19 protein-coding genes and 3 pseudogenes are annotated in these 26,293 nt (G+C 70.9%); 14 read left to right on the top strand and 8 right to left on the bottom strand.

Features of this window, described 5'->3' with window-relative positions; all coding sequences use genetic code 11:
• Positions 1-755 precede the first annotated feature (755 nt).
• The 4 genes from WDV06_RS17725 (at position 756) to WDV06_RS17710 (ending at position 5,596) form a co-directional block, all read left to right on the top strand.
• Positions 756-1,736 carry a GlxA family transcriptional regulator gene (locus WDV06_RS17725; RefSeq protein WP_395510724.1) on the top strand — a complete coding sequence of 327 codons (981 nt, stop codon included), beginning with the start codon at positions 756-758 and terminating at the stop codon, positions 1,734-1,736.
• A 182-nt stretch (positions 1,737-1,918) separates the two neighbouring features.
• Positions 1,919-3,313, top strand: coding sequence for a DJ-1/PfpI family protein (locus tag WDV06_RS17720; RefSeq protein WP_395510723.1), 1,395 nt, complete (start codon positions 1,919-1,921; stop codon positions 3,311-3,313).
• A 1,391-nt stretch (positions 3,314-4,704) separates the two neighbouring features.
• Positions 4,705-5,175, top strand: a complete 471-nt coding sequence (locus tag WDV06_RS17715) for a carboxymuconolactone decarboxylase family protein (protein WP_395510722.1) — start codon at positions 4,705-4,707, stop codon at positions 5,173-5,175.
• A 34-nt stretch (positions 5,176-5,209) separates the two neighbouring features.
• Entirely contained in the window at positions 5,210-5,596 is a 387-nt protein-coding gene (locus tag WDV06_RS17710) for a DoxX family protein (protein ID WP_395510721.1), read from the top strand.
• 592 nt (positions 5,597-6,188) lie between these two features.
• On the opposite strand, the gene WDV06_RS17705 is transcribed toward WDV06_RS17710, so the two are convergent.
• The 3 genes from WDV06_RS17705 to WDV06_RS17695 all read right to left on the bottom strand — a co-directional run bounded on the left by WDV06_RS17705 (position 6,189) and on the right by WDV06_RS17695 (position 9,630).
• Positions 6,189-6,950: a DUF6193 family natural product biosynthesis protein gene (locus WDV06_RS17705; protein WP_395510720.1), complete on the bottom strand. Its 762-nt coding sequence runs from the start codon at positions 6,948-6,950 to the stop codon at positions 6,189-6,191.
• Positions 6,947-7,840 (bottom strand): tyrosine-type recombinase/integrase, encoded by an 894-nt coding sequence (locus WDV06_RS17700; protein ID WP_395510719.1) that lies wholly within the window; start codon positions 7,838-7,840, stop codon positions 6,947-6,949. The genes WDV06_RS17705 and WDV06_RS17700 overlap by 4 nt, the downstream gene beginning before the upstream one ends.
• A 1,220-nt stretch (positions 7,841-9,060) precedes the next feature.
• The gene (locus WDV06_RS17695) at positions 9,061-9,630 is read right to left on the bottom strand and encodes an SMI1/KNR4 family protein (protein WP_395510718.1); all 570 of its coding nucleotides are present in this window, start codon (positions 9,628-9,630) and stop codon (positions 9,061-9,063) included.
• Positions 9,631-10,130: 500 nt separating this feature from the next.
• Here WDV06_RS17695 and WDV06_RS17690 point away from each other — a divergent pair.
• Both WDV06_RS17690 and WDV06_RS17685 read left to right on the top strand, forming a co-directional pair.
• Positions 10,131-10,625, top strand: a pseudogene (locus WDV06_RS17690) (Scr1 family TA system antitoxin-like transcriptional regulator); the annotation flags it as partial.
• Between the two features lie 443 nt (positions 10,626-11,068).
• The gene (locus WDV06_RS17685) at positions 11,069-11,986 is read left to right on the top strand and encodes a DMT family transporter (protein WP_395510717.1); all 918 of its coding nucleotides are present in this window, start codon (positions 11,069-11,071) and stop codon (positions 11,984-11,986) included.
• Positions 11,987-12,008: 22 nt separating this feature from the next.
• On the opposite strand, the gene WDV06_RS17680 is transcribed toward WDV06_RS17685, so the two are convergent.
• A complete protein-coding gene (locus tag WDV06_RS17680; protein WP_395510716.1) occupies positions 12,009-13,412 on the bottom strand; it encodes an STM4012 family radical SAM protein in 1,404 nt (467 codons plus the stop codon).
• Between the two features lie 187 nt (positions 13,413-13,599).
• Between WDV06_RS17680 and WDV06_RS17675 the strand changes: the two genes are divergently transcribed.
• Positions 13,600-14,697 carry a DUF1152 domain-containing protein gene (locus WDV06_RS17675; protein WP_395510715.1) on the top strand — a complete coding sequence of 366 codons (1,098 nt, stop codon included), beginning with the start codon at positions 13,600-13,602 and terminating at the stop codon, positions 14,695-14,697.
• Positions 14,698-14,949: 252 nt separating this feature from the next.
• On the opposite strand, the pseudogene WDV06_RS17670 reads toward WDV06_RS17675, so the two are convergent.
• Both WDV06_RS17670 and WDV06_RS17665 read right to left on the bottom strand, forming a co-directional pair.
• Positions 14,950-15,660 (bottom strand): annotated as a pseudogene (locus WDV06_RS17670) (DEAD/DEAH box helicase); the annotation flags it as partial.
• 405 nt (positions 15,661-16,065) lie between these two features.
• On the bottom strand, positions 16,066-17,346 hold the full coding sequence (locus tag WDV06_RS17665) for a tannase/feruloyl esterase family alpha/beta hydrolase (RefSeq protein ID WP_395510714.1): 1,281 nt from the start codon (positions 17,344-17,346) through the stop codon (positions 16,066-16,068).
• Positions 17,347-17,564: 218 nt separating this feature from the next.
• Here WDV06_RS17665 and WDV06_RS17660 point away from each other — a divergent pair, with 218 nt between their 5' ends.
• From WDV06_RS17660 to WDV06_RS17645, 4 genes are all read left to right on the top strand, one after another.
• On the top strand, positions 17,565-18,680 hold the full coding sequence (locus tag WDV06_RS17660) for a sensor histidine kinase (protein ID WP_395510713.1): 1,116 nt from the start codon (positions 17,565-17,567) through the stop codon (positions 18,678-18,680).
• A gap of 44 nt (positions 18,681-18,724) precedes the next feature.
• On the top strand, positions 18,725-19,363 hold the full coding sequence (locus WDV06_RS17655) for a response regulator transcription factor (RefSeq protein WP_395510740.1): 639 nt from the start codon (positions 18,725-18,727) through the stop codon (positions 19,361-19,363).
• A gap of 527 nt (positions 19,364-19,890) precedes the next feature.
• A complete protein-coding gene (locus WDV06_RS17650) occupies positions 19,891-20,241 on the top strand; it encodes a hypothetical protein (protein WP_395510712.1) in 351 nt (116 codons plus the stop codon).
• A 138-nt stretch (positions 20,242-20,379) separates the two neighbouring features.
• The gene (locus WDV06_RS17645) at positions 20,380-20,601 is read left to right on the top strand and encodes a hypothetical protein (protein WP_395510711.1); all 222 of its coding nucleotides are present in this window, start codon (positions 20,380-20,382) and stop codon (positions 20,599-20,601) included.
• Positions 20,602-20,970: 369 nt separating this feature from the next.
• On the opposite strand, the gene WDV06_RS17640 is transcribed toward WDV06_RS17645, so the two are convergent.
• Positions 20,971-21,792 (bottom strand): RNA repair domain-containing protein, encoded by an 822-nt coding sequence (locus tag WDV06_RS17640; protein WP_395510710.1) that lies wholly within the window; start codon positions 21,790-21,792, stop codon positions 20,971-20,973.
• A 461-nt stretch (positions 21,793-22,253) separates the two neighbouring features.
• Positions 22,254-22,835, bottom strand: coding sequence for a TetR/AcrR family transcriptional regulator (locus WDV06_RS17635; protein WP_395510709.1), 582 nt, complete (start codon positions 22,833-22,835; stop codon positions 22,254-22,256).
• Positions 22,836-22,928: 93 nt separating this feature from the next.
• Between WDV06_RS17635 and WDV06_RS17630 the strand changes: the two genes are divergently transcribed.
• From WDV06_RS17630 to WDV06_RS17620, 3 genes and pseudogenes are all read left to right on the top strand, one after another.
• A complete protein-coding gene (locus WDV06_RS17630) occupies positions 22,929-23,759 on the top strand; it encodes an oxidoreductase (protein ID WP_395510708.1) in 831 nt (276 codons plus the stop codon).
• 707 nt (positions 23,760-24,466) lie between these two features.
• The gene (locus WDV06_RS17625) at positions 24,467-25,003 is read left to right on the top strand and encodes an RICIN domain-containing protein (protein ID WP_395510707.1); all 537 of its coding nucleotides are present in this window, start codon (positions 24,467-24,469) and stop codon (positions 25,001-25,003) included.
• A gap of 362 nt (positions 25,004-25,365) precedes the next feature.
• Positions 25,366-25,848 (top strand): annotated as a pseudogene (locus WDV06_RS17620) (NUDIX hydrolase); the annotation flags it as partial.
• Positions 25,849-26,293: the final 445 nt, after the last annotated feature.

Here is a 26,293-nt window from a genome sequence, read left to right as displayed (position 1 = left end):
TGAAGGCCCCCGCGAGCGCCGTCGTGACGCAACGGCGGACGGAAGGAACCTCGTTGCCCGGTTTCCCATCTTCTTCATGCCCGGTCAACGCAATCGGCCGCACGAGGTTGCGCGGGGACGGGATGGAGGGGCGGGGAGCCGGCGTGCCACGCCCGCATGCCGGCAGCACGTTCCCTGCGGTGACAACAGGCGCGCCGATCCGGTGACACCTGCAGTGCGTCGTACGCTCAGACCGACGGGTCGGTGGGCGCCGGTAGTGACCCCTACCGTGCGTCCGCACGACGGTCGCGGCGGGCCGCGGTGGCGTGCTGGCGCCGCCGCCGCGACGACACCCCGACCCCGGAGGCGAGTACGAAGACGTACCCGCAGTTCGACCGCGGCGCCGGGCGCGCCATTGCGTCGGCTGACCGCGCCCGGCCTTCGCGGGCCGTTGGCGGTGCTGGCAGCGCGCTGAGGTTGAGGGGCAGATCGAGAGCCGGTCGGGAACCTCCACCGACGGCTCCCCAGCAGGCGGCCGACGCCCCCACCACAAAGTGACCACACGGACGGACAGGGGCGGCCCTGGGGCGGTGCGGTGATGGATCCGGTGGCGTGCGGGTGCCGGTTGTGCGCGGCCCGGCGGACGGGACGCCGCGCCTTCGCCGGCAACACCGGTCCCGCCAGCCGTCGCCCCGTGCTTCCGAGTGCCGGATCCGTCCGGTACGAGCCCCTGGGAGACCTCGTGCGGACGGTCCGGGCCGGCCTACCGTGTCGGGGTGAGTGACGAGACGAACGGGTGCACCGGGCGGGTCCTGGTCCTGGTGCTGCCCGAGGTGAACCTGCTGGACCTCGGCGGCCCTGTGCAGGTGTTCGACGCCGCGGCGCACTTCGGCGGCGGCTACCGGCTGGAGTACGTCGGTGAGGCAGACGGTCTGCGGTCCGCCCAGGGCCTGCAGCTGGCCGGCCTGGCACCGCTGCCGACCACCCGGCCGACGGCCGGCGATCTGGTGCTCGTACCGGGGCCCCGGCTGACCGGATCCGACCGGCTGGTCGAGCCCGCCGTGGTGCGCTGGGTCCGCGAGGCCTACGACGCGGGCGCCCGGGTGGCGTCGGTGTGCACCGGTGCCGCCGTCCTGGGAGAAGCGGGACTGCTCGACGGCAGGTTCTGCACGACCCACTGGTCGCTCACCTCGGCCATGCGCGAGCGCTACCCGCGGGCCCGGGTGCGCGAGGCCGCGCTCTACGTGCACGACGGGCGGATCAGCACCAGTGCCGGGATCTCGTCGGGGATCGATCTCGCGCTGTCCCTGGTCGAGCGGGACCGTGGCCCGGAACTGGCCGCGCGGGTCGCCCGCGAACTGGTGCTGTACCTGCGGAGGGACGGGGACGCGACGCAGATCAGTCCGTTCCTGCTGCACCGCGACCACGTCCAGCCCGCGGTGCACCGGGTGCAGGACCACCTGGCCCAGCACCTGGACGCCGCCTTCACCCTGCGGGAACTCGCCGGCGTCGCCGGGCTGTCCCCGCGCGGTCTGACGCGGGCCTTCACCGCGGTCACCGGCATCACCCCGTTCGCCTACCAGCGGCAACTGCGACTGGAGCGGGCCCGATGCCTCCTGTCGGGTACCGATCTGACGGTGGAGGCGGTCGCGGCCCGCTGCGGCTTCCGCGACGCGCGGCAGCTGCGCCGGGTCGTCGCCGAGGCCTTCGGAGTCCCTCCCTCGCGGCTGCGCGCACCGCTGCGACCGACCGCCTGACGGATCCGGCCCCCGCGGGAGGCCGTCGTCCCTCCCTGCCCCGCCTTTCGCGTTTCCACGGGTTTCCCCGTTTCCACGAAGTCGTTCCGACCAGGCCGATGGCACCACGCTGCCGATCGGTGCCCGGATTGTCGAGGTATGTGTTGTCCGAAGTGAGTTCCGACGCGGGTTCTGGTTCCGAGGTGCGTAAGGGGCACCGGGCCCTGCGCCGCATCGGCTGGGTACTGCTGGCCACGGCGCTGTCCGCGGCGTCCTTCGCGGGGATCGCCTTCGCGGGGGTGAACGCGTCGATGGCCGACAGCTTCGCCGCCGCCCCCCGCGGGTCCGGTGCCAGGGCGTGGCCGGCCGCCCGTCCGGTGCCACCCGGCCGGATCACGGTGGCGGTCGCGGTCGGCAACGCGGGCTCGGTGGCCACCGACGTACTCGCGCCTTACCAGGTGTTCGCCGAGTCGCGGGAGATGTTCGTCTACACGGTGGCCGCCGAACGCCGTGTCAGCCCGCTGTCCGGCGGCGCCCATCTGCTGCCCGACCACACGCTGGCCGAGGTGTCGGACGGCACCCTGCCCGAACCCGACGTGGTGGTCGTGCCCGCGGTGACCGACCCCACCGGCGCGGGCGAGGAGGGCCTGCGCCGGTGGATCGTCGAACGCCACCGCAAGGGCGCCCGGATCCTCGGGGTGTGCGCGGGCTCCGAGCTGCTGGCCGCCTCCGGTCTGCTCGACGGCCGCGACGCCACGTCGTTCTGGTCCAACATCGGCTCCCTGGAACGCAGTTATCCGAAGGTCAACTGGAAGCGCGGGCAGCGCTACGTCGAGGACGGGCGGGTGACCACCACCGCGGGCGTCACCTCCGGCACCGTGGGCGCCCTGCGGGTGGTCGAGGAACTGGCCGGCGCGACGGAAGCGACCCGTATCGGCACCGGGCTGTCCTACCCCGGCTGGACGCCGGACGGACCGACCGCGATACCGGCCAACCATCTCGCCCTCGGCGACCTGCCGTACGCCCTGAACGCCGCGTTCCCGTGGCTGCGACCCACCACGGCCATCGGCCTGGTCGACGGGGTAGAGGAGATCGACGCGGCCGCGGCCGTCGAGGGGTACGGCGGAGTCTCCTTCGCCACCCGGACGGTGGTGATCGGCGCCGGCGACACCGTCACCACCCGCCACGGCCTGGTCCTCGTCACCCGGCCGGCGACGGGGGACGCCCACGGTGCGGACCGCTTCGTGGTGCCCGGCGTCAGGGATGCCTCCGGCCTCGGCACGGCACTGAGCGGCTGGGCCCGCCGCAACGGGCTCACCATCGAACTGCCCGACGGGGGACGGCGGTCCGGGGAGTTCGGCTTCGATCCCGTCCTGCGGGACCTCGCCGAGCACAGCGACCGCCGTACGGCACTGGCCACCGCGAAGTTCTCCGAGTACCCCTCGGCCCATCTGGAACTGCCGGGCGCGCCCTGGCCCTGGCGGTCCACCCTGCTGGCCGCGGCGACGGTCGCCCTGAGCGCAGGAGTCGGGCTGGCACCGACGGCGACACGCCGCGCGATGCGCCGACGCCGCCTCCCACGGCGCCCGGCGGCATAGCCCCCGGACGCCGCGACCACGCAGCGACGCTGCGGGAAAAGGGCATGGTTCGGATTCTCGTCGGGAAACGGCCCCACCGGGCGGTCCCGGGGTTGACGGGCGTCGGGGGCCCGCCCCCGGCACCTGCCGGCCCAGTGCTGCGCTGGACGGTCCCTCCGGGGGAGAGCCTATTGAGGAAGAAAATGCAGAGAGGCCCTATCCGCAAGGTCGGGGGAGACGTCCGCCGTGCAGGAGCGGACGGTGTGGCGGTGGCTGCAGGCCGCGGAGGAGGATGAGTCTGCGGTGCCAGGGGAGGACCTGGTACTACGGGCGGGTCATGGTCACCCCAGAGGTCCGGCTCTGCTCGACCCGTGCAAGGGCAACGTCGCGGCTGCGCATCGCGACCTGACCGCTCGCGTGGCTCGGGGCGAGGGTGAGCTGCCGCCGTCGATTCCGCCGTTGCACCGCGCCATCCGGCTGGATCTGACCGTGGGGGAGCGGGGCAGGACTGGCCGCTGGTGAACGTGAGGCCCGTAGCTCGCGGGTGAGGGGTGCTCACCATAGCGCGGGGCACATCCGGTTCATCCACTCATGCGGCGCGTCGCTGCCGTCCCTTCCGCTCGCTGACCCGGCCGGTTTCACCTCGATGGCTTCCAGGGGTGTCCAGGTGGGCACGGCCCGCCACAAACAGAGCCGAGGAATAGCAGAGCATGCACCGGGCGCTGCTGATCGCACGGTGACCGACCGGGAACAGGTCGACGGCCACGGCCTGCTCAACAACGCCCGGCACCGGCAGACATCCGCACACCGCCACCGCGCACGCGTCAACGCTCCGATATCCGGAGCCGGCCCAGTCCGGCGCTCGCGAGTTGTCTGGCACTGGAAGGCGGGCCGTCCTGCTGGCGACGCCCGTGCACCGGAACCCAGTTGCCCCGGCCCCGGCCGCCGACCCGGCTCAAAAACGCCTGCCCGGCATGTTGGGCGAGTCTCCGGCTACCGCAGCAGAAAACCCGCTCGCCGGCTTCACCAACCTCGCCCACAGGGCGCGCTCGTCCCGACTGGCCACCCATGACGCTCGGCCCGTACGCCGGCACCCCCTACCCCGGCGTCGACACGCCCCGAAGGCCCTGCGGTCCGCCGCGAGGTCAACGCGTGGACCCGCACCTCCACCGTCTTTGACGCCGTCGCCGACCGCCACAGCGTGTCCAGGACCCCAACACCCCGGACGCCATCCGCCCCGACCTGGACAGCAGCGACCACCTCCACCTCAACGACACGGGCGCGCCCACGCTGATGGCCGCCGCCGACCGTGCCCACCTGCGCCTGTGACGGGCCTCACTTCCGCCGCTGTCACAACCGGCAGGCACCCGGTGTCTTAAGGGCACCAGCAGACAACGACAAAGGAGTCCACGATGGACGCTCGTCTGAACGTCTTCACCAGCCCGGTCGCCGCCAAGGCCTGGAAGCACATCATCGCGGCGGGCAAGGCCCTCGGTGACTCGACCCTCCCGGCCGCGACACGCGAGCTCGTGATGCTCCGCGCCAGCCAGATCAACGGCTGCGCCGGCTGCATCGACATGCACACCAAGGACGCCACCGCCGCCGGAGAGACCGCCGTACGCCTCCACCTGGTCGCGGCCTGGCGGGAGGCCACCGTCTTCACCGAAGCCGAACGCGCCGCCCTGGAACTGGCCGAAGAAGCCACCCGCATCGCCGACGCCGCCGGTGGCGTCCCCGACGAGGTCTGGGCGAACGCCGCCAAGCACTACGACGAAGACCAGCTCGCCGCCCTGGTGACCCAGATAGCCGTCATCAACGCCTTCAACCGCCTGAACGTCGCCGTCCAGCAGCCCGCCGGCCACTACCAGCCCGGCCGGCACTGAAGACGTCCCCTCCATCCCGGCAAGGACAAACCCCATGAACCTAGCCCTGTGGGTCGTCACCGGACTGCTCGCCGTCGCATACCTGCTCGGCGGGGCCTTCAAGCTGATCATCCCGAAGGAGAAGATCGCCGCCGGCGGGTCCAGTGGGAGGTGGGTCGAAGACTTCAGCGCCGGCGGCGTGAAGGCCATCGGCACCCTGGAAGTCCTGGCTGCGGCGGGACTGGTCCTGCCCGCCGTACTCGGCGTCGCGCCGGTCCTCGTGCCGCTTGCCGCCGTCGGCCTGTTGCTGCTCATGCTGGGCGCGGCGGTCGTCCGCCTCCGACGTCACGAGACCAAGCTCGTCGTGGTGGACCTGGTCTATGCCGCCCTGGCTGCGTTCGTGGCATGGGGCGGCTTCGGCCCCGAGTCCTTCATCGGCTGAGCGGGACGTTCTCCATGGCCGCCGCCGTGCGCGACCATCGCAGCGGCGGCGGGGCATCGAGGCTGCCGCACCCGAAGACGACCCCGCGCGCCGCCACCGTCCTCGGATTCCTCGACTGCCCTGGTCGCCTGGGCCCCGCTGTCGGCTGCGGTGTTGACGGTCTCGTGCCACAGCCGTCACCGCGCCTGAGAGCTCCAGCCCTGCGCGTGGAGGCGTTCGATCCCGTCGAGGAGGAGGCCGAGGGCGAACGCGAACTCGAAGCGGTCGTCGCAGCCCTGGCCCCCGACGACCGACCCGGCGTCGTTCCTCAGCCGATTCGAGACACTGACCGAGAACGATCAGCGCCGGCTCAAGGCCGTCCTGGCCAACTGCCCCGAACCCGATGCCCTGACCGGTCGCGTCCGGTCCTTCGCCCGCATGCTTGCCGAACGCGAGGGTGAACGGCTCCCGCAGTGGCTCGACGCCGTCCGTCAGGACGACCTGCCCAGCCTCGACACTCTTGCGACCGGCATCGACCGAGACCGCGACGCCGTCATCGCCGGTATGACGCTGCCCTGGAACGCTGGAGTCGTCGAAGGCCACGTGAACCGGATCATTGTGTGGAATCTGATTTGTCAAGATCATTGGCAGTGCCGGCGACTGCTGGCCCACAGTTGGTGGGAAGGTGGACGAGGACCAGGGCAACAGCGTCACGCGGATTGTCAGTCTCTCCGATGTCAGCCGGTCCGTGCGGCGAGCGGGTCCTCCACCAGGTGACGCGGTACTTCCCGTCCACGGGAGTGATCACTGGAACGTCGTGGGTGTAGGGGAATCCGGTGCAGCGGCTGAAGCTCAGCGCCTGGTGGCTGTGGAAGGGGAACAGGGCTCGCAGCTGTGGCTGGGCGTATGCAGCCTCGATGAGTCCATGGTCCACGTGGCGTGCTGTGGTGTGCCGATAGCTCGTCCATTGGGCTTCGACTGCGTCACCACGCTCGTGGGCTTCGGCGAGCGGACTGTAGTCGACGAACGGGCAGGTGGACCTCAGACGTGCCAAGGTGGCACCGGACTGCCAAGCGCCGATGGCCGACACGACGGCGTCCAAGCTGGTCGTTGTGCCCTTGGCCATCATGACGCCGCGTTCCCAGAAGTTCACGATGAAGGCGCGCTCTGCGATGCCGAGGAGAACGTTTGTCGTCCGACTGTCACCATCTACGCGGGCTCCGGATCGCCACCAGCCTGGCGGGCGCTCGGGGAGCACGTCCAGCCCGTGTCCAGCCTGGTGAACGGCCGTCTGCAGGATGCTCTGGAGCGTTTCGTTCCGACCGAGTTCGGGATAGATGCTGGCCAAGTCATGCGTGTCGGGGCCAGGTGTCACGATTCCTCCTTTCGCCGATGCACTCCGGGTGCGTTCGGCCCTTTGGTACTTCCCGACGGCGCGCTGCGTCGGACCTCGACGAGAGGAAGCAACGCGGCGTTTGGGGGTATTCCGATCTGGCGGGGCGTCGGGCTGGTCTGGCCGTCATCGACGGCCTGGCGTTCGTCGTCGGTCAGTGGGATGGTGACGAGCATGCGCTGAAGATTGCCTTTGGCCTCCAGGATCTGACTCTTGGTGGAGTCCTTCGGGGTGTAGAAGTCACACTTGGCGCACGCCATGCGGTCCTGGCACTGCTCGAAGAAGGTGTAGGTGCAGTAGCCGTGGCCGAGGTCGTAGTGCTGCCAAGGATCACCCGCCGCCGCGTCGCCGGAAGCGACCGCGTCGCGGTCGACCAGGACCTCGATCGTGCGGACGTTCCGCTCGAAGTAGCCCGCCTCGGAAGACGCTTTGGACAGGGTGTTCGGAGTGATCTTCGCGTAGTACTGGGTGGATTGCGGTGATCGGTGTCCGAGCCAGGCCTGCAGTTCGAACAGCGTCATCGGTTCCTTGGCGTTGTAGAGCCGGCTGGCGACGGTGGACCGGGCTCGGTGGCTGGTGATGTTCCCGCGGACGTCGGTGTCCGGGGCTCCGGCCTTACGGCAGAGCATTGGGATGATCGTGTTGTTGACGTAGTGCGTGGAGACGCGACGGGCCCGGATGGCGAACAACAGGTCGACGCACTCGCCGGTGCGGCGGTCGGTGAACTTCGGCTGATCCGGGCGGATGGCCTGCCAGGCATCGACGGCCTGGCCGAGGATCGGGTCGACCGACTTGGTGAATGCTGTGCCGGTCTTGTGGGGGGACGTCGAGGAGACAGACGGTGTCGCGGGCCAGGACCTGCTGGGAGTCACCGGTGATGGGGGTGCCGTCGTGCTGCCAACGGATGCAGCCGACCCTCAATCGGGCGATCTCGTTGCTGCGTTGACCGGAGAACAACCAGGTCAGTGTGACCGCGCGGACCAGTTCGAAGGGGTAGAACTGCCCAGCCAACTGCCCAGCCTGGGACTGTGGAAGATCTGCAGCTTCCAGGTTCAAACCCGCCCACAGAAGCTTCGCCCAGACCTCATCGGCGATCACCCGCGGGTCGGGGCCAAGGAGGGCCGTGATGCTGCGAGGGATCGCCGGCGCGCGCAGTGGGTCGAAGCCGCGGGGCAGCCACTCCCCTTCCTGACAGTCCCTGAAAAACGTCCGCAGCGCGGTGATCTGCGCGGCCTTGGTCGCCGCTTCGAGCGGCTTGCCGAGACGGTCTCCCAGGCCGGCCGTCCGCTGAACGTAGTCACCGACCCTCATCCGGTCCACGGCTGCGATCCAGGTCGCGCAGGTCTGCCTCGTCCAGTATGTCGGGTCAGCAGTGTCGGGCAGTTCCGCGGCCATCCACCGGCCCACCCTGAGGAGGGCGGAGCGCATGGCGCCGCGGACGCCCGGGGTGAGCGTGGAGGTGGCGTGCCAGCGATCGACCCATCGCCGCCGTCACCGGCACCCTGACGGCCCGCCCCGGCCTCCTCGTTCTCGACCGCCACGACCAGAACGGCCGGCTGCGTGCCGCCGGCCGGACCGTACGACTGCGCCCGGACATCTCCCGCCAGGCGGCGAGCACATCACCGCGGCCGACCCCGGCCACCCCTTCGAGGGCGTGCGGTTCGCCTCGGCCTGGGGAAGCCGTGACGCCCGGGACGTGGTGCTCGTCCGCCCGGACCTGGTGGCGGAGGTCAGCACAGACCGGGCGGTTGACCTGTGCGTTTTCCGTCAACGCACTGAGGTTCCAGCGAATCAGTCTGGACGTGTCCGTGGATGATGTCCCGCCCTTCGGTCAGGGGCCGGCTGCGGCGACCGGCTGACCGGCCCGGCACGCCCCGGGCGAACGCGCCTCTCGGGGGTCGGCACCAGTCGGCGCCGACCCCCCCAGTGTTCGTTTCCCTCGCGGGGGTGTCAGACGACTCTCAGCGTGGTGATGAAGCGGGGCCGACGGCGACACTCCCGTTGCACACGGGACGTAATGGTCTCCGGTGCCGGGCTCCCTTCGTGTGCGACGACATGGTGAACACGAGCGAGTCGTGGAGCCGTCGTTCGCTCAGTAGGCCTCGACCTGAGGCTGTACCGACGGCAGCTCCCACAGTTCCAAAGCGCCGCTGATCAGGTCGGCGAGGAACTGCACCGCGCCTCCCGTGTAGTGCCACCAGCCGCCGTTGCGTGAGGCCACGGTGACAGTCCACTCGTCGGGACCAGACCCTGTGGTGTTCCAGAGGAAGTAGTCACCCTGGTTCGACGTGGCCCAGGGCAGCAGGCCCCCAGGGACAGGAAAGGGGTGCAGAGGAATGGCCATCTCCGCGTCCGCACACCACTCAGCGAGGATCTCAAGATCTTCGGGGTCCTCTGACCAAGCCTGCTCCTGCCCGCGGTTCGGGAAGCCGACGCAAAGGAAGTCCCCGAAGGTCAGGGACGGGTAGCTGTCGGCAAGCAGCTTGTAGTCGGAGGGCAGCTCCGTGGTCAGGCACTCCTCGACCGTCGCCCAGTCGATTCCGGCTGGAGCCGTACGCCGAAGGAGGGCGAGGCCTGGGACGGCCTGCTCCAGAGCCGCGACCGTCGAGGCCGGATCAGTCAGCCGCTGGCGAGGTGCTTGAGTACCGATGAGAGCGTCCACCGGGACAGCGTGCCAGAGCACGGATCACGAGCCTCCACTGGCCTCCTACGTTCACAGCCACGATGCCTTGAGCAACTCCGGTGGCAGGCACGGACGTGCACCCGCAGTTCGACGGCCGCGCCGTCGTAGCCTGGTTACTCGATCACGACAAGTTCGGCGTACCTGTGGGGCCAACCGTCGGATCGCTGGTGGTGGCGCGGGGGCGACGGCGCCGCGCGCCGGTTCCGCCTCGCTGACCCGCACCTCATCCAGACCGAGGACGCGGCCGACACGGACTGCCGACGAGGACGCCGGCACCCTGGCCGCCCTGACCACCGGAACGCTCGCGGCCACCGTGTCCCGGCTGATCGCGCCCGGTACGGGACCGCTTGCGGTGCTCGGCGGGGCCCGGCTCCCCGAACGGTTCCGTTCGGCGTCGGGGGGCCTGCGGGTGCGGGTGGAATGGCCGGCCCGGCTGCGGGCCGCGGCCTCGGACCGTCTGGCTGGCGGGGTAATCCAGCACGGAGTTGCCGCCGGCCTTCTTCCAGTCCGCCGACTGCGCCGAAGCACTGATGCGCTCCATCACCGACTTCCAGGGCACCCCCGATCACATCCCCGAGGCCGTCGCCGCACGCCTTGCCCGCTCCCGCTTCCTCTACGAGGGCGACCACCGCTTCGTCGTCCGCATCGAGGAACGGGTGCTGCGCACCCGGATCGGCACGCCCACAACGACGGCGGCCGGCCGGCTCCAGCATCTGCTCACCGTGATGCCGCTGGCATCGGTCTCCCTGGGCATCATCCCTCTCGGCGCCCCGCGCACGGTGTGGCCGCTGGAGGCGTTCTACCTCTACGACGACCGGCACACCGTGGTGGAAACCCTCACTTCCGACATCAACGACCGCCAGCCCCGCGAACTCGCCGACTACGCCAAAGCCTGCAAGGGCCTGGCGCAGACGGCCGTCCACGGCGACGCCGCCCACACGCCTATCCGGGCCGCCGCCGACGCCTTGGAGTGAATCCGCGCAACTATCCGCAACCTTGTTGAGGCCCGGCCCGCGCCGTCCGTAGCGTCGAAGCACCGACGGACCACCAGCGGAACGGGACGGTGCCTCACGCGCGCACGTAGGACCGGCACCGCCGCACCCGCCCGCCGCGCACCCCGCGACCGCTCCAGCGAGGCTTTGCTGAGCAGCAGACACCTGGCCCTGCACCAATCCAGGCCGCGGCGTGATGGGCGAGTACCTGGCATACCAGCGCGCGGCCGCCTGCGGTGCCGAAGCACCGCTCTCTCCCCCCCCGTGCTGCTGCTCGGCCGCCCCGCGCCCGCCGCCTGACGGGTTGGTGCGAAGGCACGGACAGGGCCGTGCTTTTGGACGAAATCTCATGGTTTCGGCCACTAGGTCTGCCCGGCCGCGCCCCGATAGCTTCACCACGACCGAACGTGGTGGAGGGGGTAGTCATGGGAGCGGTGGCGTCCGTGCTGGTGGCGGCGGTGCTGTGGGGGACGGTGGGCCCGGCCCAGCTCTGGGCGAACACCGGGGTGCACCCCGTGGCGCTCGGGGCCTGCCGGATGCTGCTCGGCGGACTGGCGCTCAGCCTGTTGACGGTCCGCCCGGCCGGGCTGCGCACGCTGCGGCGGCCCGGCGTGCGGGGGTGGCTCGGGCTGAGCGTGCTGGTGACGGCCGCCTTCCAGGTCTGCTTCCTCCAGGCCGTCGAACGCTGCGGGGCCGCCCTGGCGACCGCCGTCGCCTTCGGGACCGTGCCCGTCGTCGGCGGCCTGTCCGCCCGGGTCCTGTCGGGCGAGCGGCTGACACCCCGCTGGCTGGCCGGGACCGCCTGCGCTGTCCTCGGGATCGCCCTGCTGCTGCTGCCCGGCAGCGGGGCGACCGCCGACCTGCCGGGCGTGCTGTTCGGGGTCGTGGCGGGGGCGAGCTTCGGCGTGTACATCGCCGCGACGAAGGAACTGGGGGCGCGCGGCGGGGACCTCGGCGCCGCGGCCCCGGTCAGCGTGCTGTGCGCGGGGCTGCTGGTCTCCCCGTACCTGCTGGTGGCACCCGAAGGCCTGGCCGCCGTCCGCTCGGCCGCCCTGATCGGCTGGCTCGGCCTGGGCACCACCGCCCTCGGGTACCTGCTGTTCACCCGGGGCGTCGGCCGGCTCAGCGCGGCCACGACGGGGACGCTGAGCCTGACCGAGCCCCTGGTCGCGACGGTGCTCGGGGTGGCGGTGCTGGGCGAACGACCCGGGCCGTCCGCCGCTGCCGGGGCGGCGCTGCTGCTGCTCGGGCTGGTCCTGGTGTCCCTCCCCGAGCGCCGCCTCCGGCCCTCGCCCGGTCCGGCCCCGCACACCGAGCCCGAACCGGCGAGCCGGAGACCCTAGGCGGGCACTCCCCAGGGCGCGGCTAGCGGTCCTGATAGGCGCGCATGTTCTCGTGCACGCGGTCTGAGAAGAACATCGGACCGACCGCGTCGGACCAGGCCATGCCCTCCAGGGTCAGTGCCAGTGCCCCGCCCCGCTCCCGTAGCCAGCGCCGCTCCAGCAGGGTGGCGAGCTGGGGGCCGAAGTCGTCCTCGAAGCGGGTGGCGAACACCTCCTCGTAGGCTGCCGGGTGCAGGCCAGTGGATTCCAGCAGGTGCTGGAGCACGTACATCCGGCGCCGCTCGCCCTCGTCCATCCGGAACGCCCACTGGGCGCGGCGGAAGCGCTCGGTCGGGGTGGCGATGTAGTCGTCGATGATGCGCCGCACCTCCGGCACCGCCACCGCGTAGTCGGTGGTGTAGTGCAGGCCGGTGGTGAACGAGCGGGCGCCGACGCCCAGTCCGACCATGCCCGCCTGCTGGTTGTACTCGCTGATGCTGCTGCCGTCGGCGTCGTCCACGGCGGCGGTGCCGATCCGCCGGAACACCCGCATGGAGGTCTGCTCGTACCCTGAGGAGAGCAGGTGGTCGCGGCCGTAGCGGTAGAGCCGCAGCCGTTGGTCGTTCCACTCCTCCAGGGTCTTGGCGTGCCGGGAGCTCAGCCCGGTGAGCGGGCGCACGTACAGCGGGTAGAGGTAGACCTCCTCCGGCTCCCAGGCGAGTGCGGCGTCGAGGGAGACCTTGAAGGTGCGCTCGGTCTGGCCGTCTATGCCGTAGATGAGGTCGATGTTGAGGACGGGGAAGGCCGCCTCCTTCAGCCGGGCGAGCGAGGCCTCCACTTCCTCGCGCTTCTGCGGCCGCACGGCCGCCCGGGCCTCCTCGTCGATGAAGCTCTGCACGCCGATGCTCACCCGGGTCGCCCCGCGCTCGGCGAGCACGGCGATCCGGTCGGCGGTGGCGGTCGCGGGGGAGGTCTCCACCGACCAGGACGCCGCCTTCAGGTCGGCGCCCATGACCTTCTCGCTGATGTCGCAGAGCCGGGTGAGCTCGTCTGCCGTCAGGTAGGTCGGGGTGCCCCCACCGAACGCGGCGAGGGTGAACCGGACGGGCTCGCCCTTGGCCTCCAGCGCCTCCCGGGTGACGCGGGCCTGCCGCTCCAGGGTGCCGAGGAACGCTCCGGTGACCTCCTCGGGGGCGCCGGTGCGGGTGAAGAGGTTGCAGAACCCGCAGCGCATCTCGCAGAAGGGGACGTGCACGTAGAGGGAGAGGGCGTCGAGGCGCTCCTTCGACCACAGCTCGGAGAGCAGCGGTCCGTCGTCGAGCAGGCGGTACGCCTTCTGGTGCGGGTAGGCGTACACGTACTGCTCGTACGGGGTGCGGGGCTCGCCGCCGGTCTCGGCCGCGCGGCCGGGGACGGTGGGCGTGGGGAGCGGAACAGACTTGGTCATGACGGAAATTGACTCTCTTTCAAAAACCGGCCAGATCACTGTTCGTGACGTTCCGTCACCCTAGGCTCCGCCCCGACCTCATTTCTGTAGTGCAATTCCCATAAAATGGGTTTCACCGTGTAGAGCTTCATATGCACTTTTTGGTGGAACGGCCCATTCCGTCCCTGGCTGGGGTTCCGTTTCCCGTATGAAGCGACTTCTCATCGCCGCCGGCGGCGGCGGCGACCCCATCACGGCGGCCATCGTCCACGCCGCCCTCCACGGGGCGGACACCCCCGCGCTCGTCCTCACCTACGCCTGGGAGCGCCTGGTCGTCGACCCCGTACCGGGACCCCGCCGCGCCCCCGACTTCACCGGCACCGAACCCGCCGCCCCCGGCCTGGCCCTGATCACCCCCGCCACCACGCCGCGCGCCCCGGCCGGCTCCTTGCTCCCGCGGCTGTCCGGCGCCCTGCGGCCGCGGCTCGGGCTGCTCGACCCCTACGGCGGCACGCTCGGCCTGGCCCGCCAGATCGCGGCGGCCGCCCGCTGGTGCCGGGCCGACCGGATCGACCTCGTGGACGTGGGCGGCGACATCGTCGCCCGCGGCGACGAGCCCACCCTGCGCAGCCCGCTCGGCGACGCCCTGGCCGTCGCCGCCTGCGCCGAGACCGGCCTGCCCACCACCGTGTACGTCGCCGGCCCCGGCCTCGACAACGAGGTGCCCCTGCTCGACCTGCTGCCCCGGCTCGGCGCGCCCGCCCTCACCCTCGACGCCGCCCACACCGAGTCCGTCTCCCGCGTCTTCGACTGGCACCCCTCCGAGGCGAGCGCCCTGCTGGTCGCGGCCGCCCGCGGGGTACGAGGGGTCTGCGGCACCCGGGACGCGCCGCGGCCCGTACTCCTCGACGACACGGCCCGCCAGGTCCACCGGCTCACCCTGGAGCGCGTGCTCGCCCTCAGCCCGCTCGCCCGGGCGCTCGCCGGCTGCTCCAGCCTGGAGCACGCCGAGGCGGTCTCCCGCGCGGTCTGCGGCTTCTCGGAGATCGCCCGGGAACGCCGCCGCGCAGCCAACGCCGCCCCGCCCGCCCCCCACCGCCCGGACCGGACCCCCGCCGCACTCCTGGACCGCTTCGCCGCCTGGGAACGCGACACCCTCGCGCAGGGGATCGCGTACGCCACCACCCGCCGGATCACCGAGGAGCTCGACCTGACCGCCACGGAGACCGACACCCTGCTCGCCGGGCTGCGCACGGCCGGCCCGGAGCGGCACGTCCCCCCGCTATGGCGGCTGGCCACGGGCTGACCGGGCCGTGGCGCCGAGCCGGGGAGGCGGTCGCAGGCGGCGGATCCGCGGGCCTACCGGGGCCCGGCGGTCCGCGCGGTCTGGGTGGCGCTGATCGGCGCCGCCGGGTTCTGCCTGTCCCTGTCCGGCTCCGGCTCCGGCTCCGCTTCACCGGGGGACAGCCCGCCGATGGATGCGAGGAGTTCTTCTGCGGCAGGTGCGGGCATGCCGGGTTCTTCTCAAGGGATCGCTGCCACCCCAATCCAGTTTCGCGACCGTGCGCAGGTTGTAGGCCGCGGCATGCTGCAGGAGTGGGGCCTGAAGGAGTGCCAGGCGTCGGCCTCGCTGTGCTTCCTCGGACTCGCCCAGGACGGGGGGGCCTCTCGAACGCCGATTTCGAACCCGGCGAGGATCCCCCACCCCTTCGCTTCCGAGCGCCTCAAATCGGCCGGCCGCGACCCGTACGTTCGTCCGGGTCGTCGGCCATGCTCGCGATCTCGGCCTCCTGGCCGCCGGCGCCCTTCTGCGGCCGGGCCATAGCGAGGATGCGCGGGGCGGCGGTGAGGTAGAGCCGGAGTCGGCCGGGACCCGGGTGTTGTCGTGGATGGCGACCCACGGTCGTCCGAGGTCGTCGGCGGTGCCTTCGGCCTCGCCGACGATGGCGAGGTCGAAGCCCGCGATCTTATGCCCGTAGAGGCGCTCCCCGCCTGCCAGTGCGGCCTCCAGCGGCCCGCGGACCTTCCGCTGGCCCTCGGGCGCGTCGATGTCCTCCCGATCCACGAGGGAGGCCTACGTGGCGAACACGACGACCGGCCCGGACGCGGCCCACAGGGCGAGCCGGATCGGGTGGGTGGTGGTGCGCACGCCCGGCTCGCCCAGGACGGGGTCGTTCTCCAGCGAGCAGACGGCGATCACCGGAACCCGGTGGCCTTCCAGTCGCCGCGCCTGGGCGGTCTGGGCGACGAGGTCCAGGGTGGGGACGGTGTCAATGGGTGCGGCGGTGGCATCGATTGGGCGTCAGCGAGGGCGGGAGGGCTTTGCCTGCTCATGCTGTTCAGCGGTGCTGATCGCGGCTGTCATGCGGTGGCCGAGTTGCTGCCATCAGACGCCCCTCGCGGGATGGCCGGCTGTCATGGGCGCGCCTGTTGACGACCCGCGCGCCCTTCGTGCTTACCGGTGTGGTGTTGGTGTGGAGGGGGTGGTTCGAAAACAGGCACTGTCCACGCAGAAGACACTCGCGCGCCCCCGAAATAGCGACAGAGCCTACCTATCTGGCTGGCCAGGCCGTCACCGAGGGCGTGACGCGGTTGCGGGCGTGGGAAGGACGCGGGACGGCCCGGCCCCGCCGCGGAGGTGGAAGGGGTCGGGCCGTCGACTGCCGAGGCTGGGCTATGAGCGGGTGGTCGGCCGCGCCCAGGCCTCCAGCTCGTTGAACGCCGCGACGAAGGACGGCAGCATCGGCTTGTACTCCTTGTCGATCCTCACCAGTCCGTCGGTGTGGGTACCTCCGGGGACGTGGACGTAGCGGTGGAGGGGCGCCTTCCCCGCGTCGGTGACCATCCGGTCGTACACGTCACCGAAGGTGGCCGGCGGGGTCAGCGCGTCGAGCGTGCCCTGGATGCTGATCAGCGGGCGCTTGATGTTCCCGGTCAACGAGATCCGCTCGACCGCCCGGTGCACCGACTGCGGGCGCGAGGCGAAGTCGTAGTCGGTGTCGCAGCCGGGCGCGGTGCCCGGCGGGCAGAACGGGGTGCCGCCCTGCTGAGAACCGTCGTAGTCGGGGTCGACCTCCTCGCGGATGGTGCGCTGCAGCAGGTCCCACTGGTTGTCGTAGTGGTAGCGCCACTGCCTCTCGGAGCCCTCCGGGTAGCCCGCTGCGATGATCTCCTCGTGCGCTGACTGGTCGCCCTTGGCCAGGCGGGGGTAGGCCCGCAGCGCCGGCGGGAGCGTGGCCAGCAGGCCGCCGTCCTTTGTGAAGACGAGGGCGTTCCAGTCGATACCGCCCGTGTAGAGCTCGGGGTAGTGCTCCAGCTGCCAGCGGACCAGGTACCCACCGGCGGAGAGCCCGGCGGCGTACGTGACACGGGGCGAGCGCCCGTAGTGCTGCCGGGCGACCTTCTTCGCCGCCACGGTGAGTTCCGCCACCCGGCGATGCCACTCCATGATGGCGTCGCCGGGGCGGTCGCCGTCCTTGTAGAGCTCGTCGCCGGTGTTGCCCTTGTCGGTCGCGGCGTAGGCGTAGCCCTTGGCGAGCACCTGGTCACTGATGATCGGGTCGTTGGCGTATTGCTCACGGGTCCCGGGCGGGCCTGCAACGACGAGCCCGCCGTTCCAGTTCTTGGGCAGCCGGATGACGAACTGGCTGTCGTGGTTCCAGCCGTGGTTGGTGTTGGTGGTGGAGGTGTCGGGGAAGTAGCCGTCGACCTGGACCCCGGGGACCCCGGACGGCAGGACCGCGCTCTCCGCCACCAGTCCCTTCCAGTCCTTGTCGTCGGTGTGCCCGGTGAGGGTGGTTCCTGCCGTCGTCAGGTCGGTGAGGCAACTGGAGACCGAGTACTCGGCTCCCGGGACCCGGACGCCGGAGCAGCGGTCCCCCTGGTCGACGCCTCCCAGCGGAACGCTCAGGGAGGTGGCGAGCAGCAGCGGCGTGATGGCGAGGTGGCGGAGCAAGACGCCCTCTTCTCGGTCGGGAATGTGATGCCTCGAAACCTAGGAATCGCAGGTCACCGGGGGTAAGTGTGAGATGGACGGATCGGCTGTGGCCGGAGGTCACATGACCTTTGGCCAAACCTGCACCGGTTCTCCGAGCAGCTGCGGGATCGCGGCGGCGGCCGCGTACGCTGCGGGCAGGAAGGCCTTCGAGCCTCACGAGTCCTTGAGGAGACCCGATGTCACGGCCCGTTCCCTGGATACCCGGCGTCCTGTACGGCGCCGTGCTGCTCGGGGGTGTCTACTACGCCGTGATCGGTCCGGGCCCGGGGGCCGGGACCGCAGTATTCGTTGCCCTGCTCGGTGTCCTGATCGCGCTGGACGGGCGTGACTGGGGGCTGGATCGGCGGCGGTGGCGGGGCCGGCGGGTCCCGGCGGGCGCAGTGTTCGTGCTCCGGGCGCTGCTGCTCTGCGCGGTGACGGCCGTCGACGCGTCGGGGCTTTCGCGCGTGCTGTTCGTGCTCGTGCCGTTCCTGGGGTTCTTCGCGTACGGATCCGCCGTCGCCGTCGGACTCGGTGTCGGCTGCGTGGTGACGCTGGCGGGGGCGTTCACCCTGTCGGTTCCGCACTGGCACGTGCGGGCCGAGTACATCTCGGACCTGCTGATGTTCGCCCTGGGCGTCGTTTTGGCCCTCGCGATGGCCGCGGTGGCCGTCCGCGAGCAGCAGGCCCGCGCCCGACTGGAGGGCACCCTCGCCCAGGTCGCCGACCTGTCCGCGGCCCGCGAACGCAACCGGCTGGCCCGCGAGATCCACGACAGCCTCGGCCACCATCTGACCGCGATCGGGATCCAGTTGGAGAAGGCCGAGGCGTTCGCCTCGCTCGATCCGCAGGCTTCGGCGCAGGCGGTGTCGCATGCCCGCTGGTCGGCGAACCGCGCCCTGGACGAGGTGCGGGCCTCCGTTCGCACCCTGGGCCCCGAGTCGGAGTCCGAACCGGCCGGCCTCTCCCGCGCGCTCGCCGACCTCGTCCACCACCTGGACGGCGGGAGCCGCCGCATCACCCTTGAGATGTCGGGCGTCGAGCGCAGGCCGCTGCTGGTGCTGTACCGGGCCGCGCAGGAGGGGCTGACCAACGCATGCCGGCATTCCGGCGCCACTGAGATCGCGGTTCACCTCACCTACGACAAGCGCGGAGCCCGCCTCCGGGTGGTCGACAACGGCAGCGGATTCGACGCCGCCGAGGAGGGGTTCGGACTGACAGGACTGCGCGAGAGGGTCCGCCTCGCCGAGGGAACGGTGGCCATCGACAGTGCGCCTGGCGGCACGGTCCTCACGGTCGGGGTCCCGTGGTGATCGAGAACGAGAACGAGGAAGCGAACTCGAACGGGGTCGGAAACATGCAGGTAGCCGGGAACGCGGACGCGCCCGTGCGGGTCTTCGTCGTCGACGACCAGGACCTCGTACGAGAGGGCATCACCGCCCTCCTCGGCATCCAGCCGGGCATCGAGGTGGTGGGCAGCGCGCGCGACGGCGCCGAGGCGACCGATACCGCCCCGGCCCGCGGCCCCGACGTGGTGCTGATGGACATCCGGATGCCCGGGATCGACGGCGTGGCCGCCACCCGGATGCTCCGCCGCAGCCTGCCCGCATGCAAGATCGTGATGCTGACGACCTTCGACGACGACGAGTACGTCACCCAGGCACTGCGGGCCGGAGCGGTGGGCTACCTGCTCAAGAACCTCCCCGCCGCCGAGCTGGCGCGGGCCGTACGACTCGCCCACGCGGGGGTGGCCCAGTTCGACCAGACGGTGATTGCCAACCTGGCCGCCGGGCTCCCGGCGCCCGACCTGCTCACGCCCCGCGAGACGGAGGTCCTGCGCCTCATCGCGGCGGGTGCCACGAACAAGGAGATCGCCTCCCGCCTCTATCTCAGCGAGGGAACCGTCAAGAACCACATCTCCCGTGTGCTGAGCCGGCTGGGCCTGCGCGACCGCACCCAGGCCGCGCTCTACGCCAAGGACAACGGCCTCATCTGACCCGGTCGCGCAACCACCTACGCCGGCGCCGAGGAGATCACATACGCCGCGGGGATCGCCGGCACAGGGCCACCGGTCAGGGCCCGAACCGACGGCGGTAGGTCGAGGGGCTGACCCCCATCGCCTGCCGAAAGCGGCGGCGGAAACCCTGCCCACGCCCCACACGCCGGCCGCATCACCCTGCACCCCGCGCCGGGGACGAAGCGACACCGCCCTGGCCGGCTGCTCTTCGCCCTGGGCAAACCCGCCCACCCCCCGCACGGCCGCCCGCCGCAGTGGGAGGCAGCCTCGGCATGGACGGCGGCTCTGCCTATGCCCCGCCTGACCGTCCTGCGTGCCCATTCTGCGCGACGACCGCCGCTCTCCGCTCGCCGCCCTTGAACCGGTCGCGCCGGGAGGGGATCGGTTGTTGTTGGCTCGCGGGGGTGGGTCGGGCAGCGGTGGTGAACCGGCGGCGCCGTCACCCCGATTTCCCCGTGCCGGTGGCGGGTACGGAGGTGCATCCGCAGTTCGATAGCCGCGCCGTTGTGGCCTGGCTTCTGGCCCACGACAAGATCGGCGTACGGGTCGACGGTCCCGTTCGGGTTCGGCTGACCCTGGCCTGGCCTGGCCTGGCCTGGCCTGGCCTGGCCTGGCCGGCCCGGCTGCGGGGTGCCTCGGAGCGCTGGGCGGGCGGGGTGGTCCAACAGGGGAGGACGCACACGGCGCTCGGCGAGAAGTGCGTCTGCCGCCGGCTCGACTGCGGCGGGGTCGAACCAGTCGCCTGGTGCCCCGACCACGGCGACGAGGTGAGCCCGCTGATGGACAGCCATCCCGGCGGCGGCCTGCGCTGTGTGGCCCTGGCCGCGCGGTGGACGAAGAGGGCGGCGCGAGGCTGACCCTGTCCGCCCCCGCCGGGCACAGCCAGCGCGCGGCTGCGCCGCGGCCTCAGAGATGCGACAGCCCGTGTTCCCGATCCCCGGGGGCTGGCATCGTTCACCCACGACCTCCTCGACGCCCCCGCAGACATCCAGAGCATGCGGGCCGAGGCCCGCCGGGAGCGCCGAATCGCGGCCGTCCCCACCCCGCTGCGCCCCGCCGCACGCGGTTTCGCGGAGGTGCTGGTGGCCCGCCGGGAGAATGCCGAGCGCCTCGGGCCGCGACCGAACCAGCTCAAGACCATCGAGATCCGTCTCGACACCGCCCGGGACCTGGCCCTCCACCCCACGCGAAGGGCCACACCACCTGGGCAGGCGTAAACGCAGGCGACCTTGAAGCGTTCCTGGCCCGGAACCCGGCTCGCCGGGCTTCCTGTACTGGCCGGCCTACGCCAGTTCTTCGCGCACTCCCCACCGGACGAGCCCGGTGCTGCACGACCCCGCCGCGGGCATGGAGGCCCCGCAGCCACGCGGCTTCAGCGGCTCCGCCCTCACCCTCGCCGAGCACCGTGCCCTCTACTGCACCGGAGCGCCGGCGAGGGTGTCCTGCCGCACGGGCGTTCATCGGCCTGGCGGCACTTCTGCACGCTGCCACCACCACCGCTTCGGATCTCGGCTGTCACGGGGTGACCAGACTGCTGCCCCGGGGTGACGAAGTGCCGGGAGATTGGCTGCCACCAGCCTGCGCATTCACAGACGTACGTCGCCGCTGCCGAGCAGGACGCGGGCCCGGACCCGCATCGGCTCGTCGCCGCGCCGGGACAGCAGGACGAGCTCGTCGACCCGCGCCGTCATGGGGCCGAAGAGGGTCTCCGCCTTGCAGGCGAGGGAGCGCGGGTTCGGGGTACGGCCGAGGGACAGGTGAGGGGTGAAGCCGTGCGGGTGCGATCCGCAGAGCGGGAAGCGGAGCTCCAGGGACTCCCGCAGCCGCTCCCAGGGCTCGTGGTCGGCGGCAGCCGGGTCGAGCCAGACAGTGGCGTCCTCGCGGTGTCCGAACCAGTGGACGCCCGCCATGAGGGCAGCGAACGGCGGCGTCTCAGCGAGCGCCGCGGAGACCAGCGGCAGGGCCCGGGGGAACTCGGCCTCCGGGACGAAACCGAAAAGCACGTTGACGTGCGGCGGCCAGCGGCGGATCTGCCGGTCGTGTTCGCGGCGAATGTGCTGGATCGGCGGCCACAACTCCGCCGGCGGCAGCCAGGCGACCGCGGTGCGGTTCGTCGACGGGACGGCGAGGACATCGCCGGAGGCAGGGGCCGGGGCCGGCACGGGACCGACCGGCTCGACGAGACCCTCGTCGAGCCGGTCGACGCCGGAGGCGCGGTCCCAGACGACCTGGCCGCCCACCTCGAAGAACACCACCCGGTGCCAGGGGATCTCCCCGCCCGGCACGAAGTCGCCGAGCAGGACCCGCTTCGGCGGGGCGCCGCGCTCGGCGATCCCCATGACGAACTGCTCGGGGTCGAAGCGCGGGTCCCAGAGCACCCGGTGGTAGACCTCGTCGCTGGTGTGCACATCAGCACCTGCCCTCGCCACCAGGGTGACGCCCACCCGGTCAGCCCTGCAATTCAACGCCCGGCCCGCCCACCTCGCTCCGCGGACTCCCACCCGACACCAGGAAACAAGTAACCCGCGAGTAGGAATTGCTGGCGACCGCCGTTTGCCGACGTCGACTCCCGACACTGCCGACCTGCGAAAACCCTCCAGCCGGCTGAGTGTCGACCACCCATGTCTCCCGGCACTTGTCCGTTGCGGCCGGAGACGGCGTTCTCCCTTCCCAGCCGCCCGGAACTTTTGACCAGCGAATACGTACTTCCTTGCTTCTGGCGTCCGGGACCGGTGAACGCGGACGCCCGCGTGGCTTCGTTCATGAGTTGCGACAGCGGATGTACGCGACTTTGAACAGCACCATGAACCGATCGAGTTCGATGTTCACGAGAAGCGACAGCACGGCCTGATGCGGTACCGGGGTCTGCTCAGCACCGGTTGCCCACCGGCCGGGCTCCGGTGGTCAGCCCCGGGAGGACCAGGGCGAGCCAGCGGCCCCGGGCCGCGGGCGGTTGGTCGGTGGGCGCGGTGGAGAACAGCAGGTAGATGTCACTGACGGTGACGTCGGGATGGATGTCGCCGTCGGACTGGCCGGCCCGGATGACTGCGGCGACGGCGTTGCTGCCGCGGTCCTCGTCGACGTGGTCCCCCGGCTCCGCGCCCAGCGTCTGGGCGGCCGCCTTCACGGCGCGGTCGGTGACGGACTGCTCGATGACGCGGCCGAGGAAAGCGGTCAGCTCGTCCGCGGCCCGGGCTCCGTCGGCGACGCGGGCGAGGACAGCTTCGGCGTCGTCGGCGACGCGGGCGACGCACTCGGCAACGACGGCGGCGACCAGGTCCGTCTTGGTGGGGAAGTGCCGGTACAGGGTGCCGACGGCCACGCCCGCAGCGGCTGCTATCTCGTCCATGCCGACCTCAGGGCCGTGCTGGGTGATCTGCTCGCCGGCGGCGGTAAGGATCTTCCGCCGGTTGCGGACTGCGTCGGCGCGCGGCGCCCTGGCCTGGGTCATGGAACTCGCCTGCCCTTTCACTTGCATCAAGATGAACCAAGGTTCAGGATAGATGGTGAACCACAGTTCATTTTACCTGTGAGGACTGCCGCCATGCCCGCAAAGACCGCCCTCGTCACCGGTGCCTCCTCCGGCATCGGCGAGGCCACCGCCCTCAAGCTCCACGAGCTCGGCTACACCGTCTACGGGGCCGCCCGCCGCACCGCCCGCCTGGCCACGCTCGCCGACCGCGGCATCCGCCCTCTCGCAATGGACGTCACCCACGACGCCTCCATGCAGACCGGCATCGACAAGATCATCGCGGAGACCGGCCGGATCGACGTGCTCGTCAACAACGCCGGCTACGGCTCCTACGGCGCCCTCGAAGACGTCCCCCTGGACGAGGGCCGCTACCAGTTCGAGGTCAATGTCTTCGGTGCGATCCGCCTGACCCAGCTCGTCCTGCCCCACATGCGCACCCAGCGCTCCGGCACCGTCGTCAACGTCACCTCCATCGGCGGCAAGATCCACACCCCGCTCGGCGGCTGGTACCACGGCACCAAGTTCGCCCTCGAAGCCCTCAGCGACTGTCTGCGCCTGGAGGCCAAGCCCTTCGGCATCGACGTCGTCGTCATCGAACCCGGCGGCATCGCCACCGAATGGGGCGCCATCGCCGCCGACAAGCTGGAGAAGTCCTCCACCAGCGGCGCCTACGCCACCCAAGCCGCCGCCGTCGCCTCCTCCCTGCGCTCCGAGGCCAACACCAACCGCAACTCCCCGCCGTCCGTCATCGCCGACGCCATCGCCAAGGCCGTCACCGCCCGCCGCCCCAAGACCCGCTACGCGAGCGGCTTCGGCGCCCACCCCCTCATCGCCCTGCGCCGCCTCCTGCCCGACCGCACCTTCGACACCGTCATCTCCCGCGCCATCGGCCTGCCGCGCTAAACCATCCGGGACAGCCGAGGCCCGCAGGGTGCTGTCGAATCTCGCGAACCGTTCGACGGCCGTCGCGGCCCAAGTGCCTCCCGAAATCGTCAAGGAGTGCTGTCGCAACTCGTGAACAGAGCCAGAGGACCTTGCCGCCGCCGGCCGTGTTCTCGCTCTGTCGAGGTTGGCTGAGCGGGCCGAAGCTGTGCTGACTCACTGAATCTGCGCAGAGTCCGGGGCGCGCGGGCGTGGGGCCTGCGGAGTCTCCAGCTCTGGGTATGGCTGCACAGTGGTTGAGTGCTGCGCAGTTGCGTTGATCCGCGACAGTGGCCGTCTGGGCCGATGCCTGCCTGGACACCAACCCTGGGCCCAGGGTCTATCTGGGTGCAATTTTGATGCAGAGCCAGCGGTGTGCGGAGGATTTATGCCCCGCAGGCGGGTGCGGTGGTGTGGTGCAGGGGGTGGAGCAGGTGGACGGGTAGGGCTGACGCCGTCCGTGATCATCGTCGTGGGAGTACGGGCATGTCGTGTACTGCCGAGGTCCGACTTCCCGACAAACGTGAAGACTTCACCAAGCGCCCCGTCAGCGGGCGTTGAGGCCGGGCTCCGTTCCGAGGGCGACACGTCCCACTGGGCCGCGCGCATCATGGGCCCGGTCGGCTCGGCAGTGAGTTCCCCCTATGATCAACATCAAAAATCGATGTTGATCATAGGGGGAACTCACTGTGCGCAACCGTATAGCCAAGATCGCCGCTGTCGCCGCGGCTCCGCTGCTCGCCATCACGCTCGGCGCCGGAACCGCCCATGCCGGATACGGCGCGGGAGAGATCCGGTTCAACGGCGGCTACTGCCTCGACGTCTCCGGCGGTAACTTCGTTTCCGGTCAGAAGGTCCAGGTCTGGGGCTGTAACGGCACTTCCGCTCAGCAGTGGTGGCTGCGGACGAAGGACGCCACCCACTTCGAGATCCAGGCAGCCCAAACCTACGACCCCCAGGGCCGCCTCCTGTGCGTGAACAACTGGGAGGGCGGCGACGTCACTGGCAACCACATGCGCCTCTACCCCTGCGCCAGCGGCTCCGCAGGCGACACCCAGTTCAACTTCGTCTACGCGGGCAACGGCCGGCAGCTTCAGCCGCGTGTCGCCTCCACCAACTGCATCAACTCATGGGGCGGCCTCTCTCAGGGTGCCGAGGCGCGCCTGTACCCCTGCTCCCACAGCGTCGAAGAGGACATCGTCTCCTACCCGTCGATTACCAGCTAACCCCGCCACACCCACTACCTCTCAGGCTGCCCGCTCCCTTGACCCGCTCTCAACTGCGTGCCCAACGGCGGGACGCTGTTGGGTTCATTCGGGGTCATGTTCGGGTCATGTCTGCCATGGCGCCCTGTCGAGCTGCTGCTCGGCAGGGCGGATGGCTTTGTCCACGAGAACGGACAGCAGATGTTCACCACTTCAGGAGGCACCTGCCTCCGGCTCTGCTCGAATGTGGGTGCCCTGGGACGGCGCCGCTCCGAGATGGGCTGCAGTGGGTTGTCAGCCCCCTTGTCTTGGCCGCACCGGCGGGGCAAGGCGTGAGGACCCGGCCGGCTTCGCCGCGAGCATCCCCTGGCATTGTGTGGCCCATGGGTGAACTGGTTGAGCGCGTCGACGAGCAGGACCAGGTGCTGGGGGTGGTTGATCGAGCTGAAGCGATTCGTCAGGGCTGGCCTCATCGCATCGCCACGATCGTGTGCCGCGACGAAGACGGACGGTTCCTTGTTCATCGCCGCCCTGACGATTCGTCCCGTTTTCCGGGTCAGTACAACTGGATGCTTGGCGGTGCCGCTGATGTCGGCGAATCGTACGAGGAGGCTGCAGCGCGGGAACTGGCGGAGGAACTAGGCGTTCAGGCTACCCCGCGCTTCGTGCTCAAATTTCTGTGTGCTGGGGCAATCAGCCCCTACTGGCTCGGACTGCACGAGGTCGTCATCACGGCATCCGTCCGGCCGAATATCCAGGAAGTCGCCTGGCACGATTGGCTCACCGAGGCAGAGCTTGAGTCCCTGGTACGGCAGCAGGAGTTCGTCCCAGACGCCCGCGATGCGTTCGATCGATACCGCGACCTGAGCCGGGCAGACCGTCCCCCGTGCAACGGGGTCACCGAGGCCTACGTAGCGGGCCGTTCGGGTGGAGCGAAGGGGAGGCCCGAACCAGTCCGGAGCGAAGCGGAGGACTCCCGGCCCGAAAGGGCCGGCTCTAGCCCGGCCCAGCCGGGCTCCGCCGAGCGCAGCGAGGCAGTTCACTGCCCTGGAGCGAAGCGGAGGCGCCCTCGCCCGAGCGCAGCGAGGGCAGTCTCTCCTGAGCGCGCAGCGCTCAGGAGAGACTGGGTGAAGCCAAGCGGAACCCCACTAGTCCGAACGGAACCCCACAGTCCGAAGCGAAGCGGAGGACCCCGGCCCGAAGGGCCGGCCCTGGGGGGGCGCCCCCCCCCCCCCCCCCCCCCCCCGCGGGCGGCGCGCCCCCCCCCCCCCACCCGGCGGGCCCCCCGCCCGCGGCGCCTATAAAACAAAA

It is taken from the genome of Streptomyces racemochromogenes (assembly GCF_044129415.1).
Classification (GTDB): domain Bacteria; phylum Actinomycetota; class Actinomycetes; order Streptomycetales; family Streptomycetaceae; genus Streptomyces; species Streptomyces racemochromogenes_A.
The sequence above is the reverse complement of the archived record's forward strand: the minus strand, read 5'-3'. Positions and strand labels throughout refer to the sequence as shown.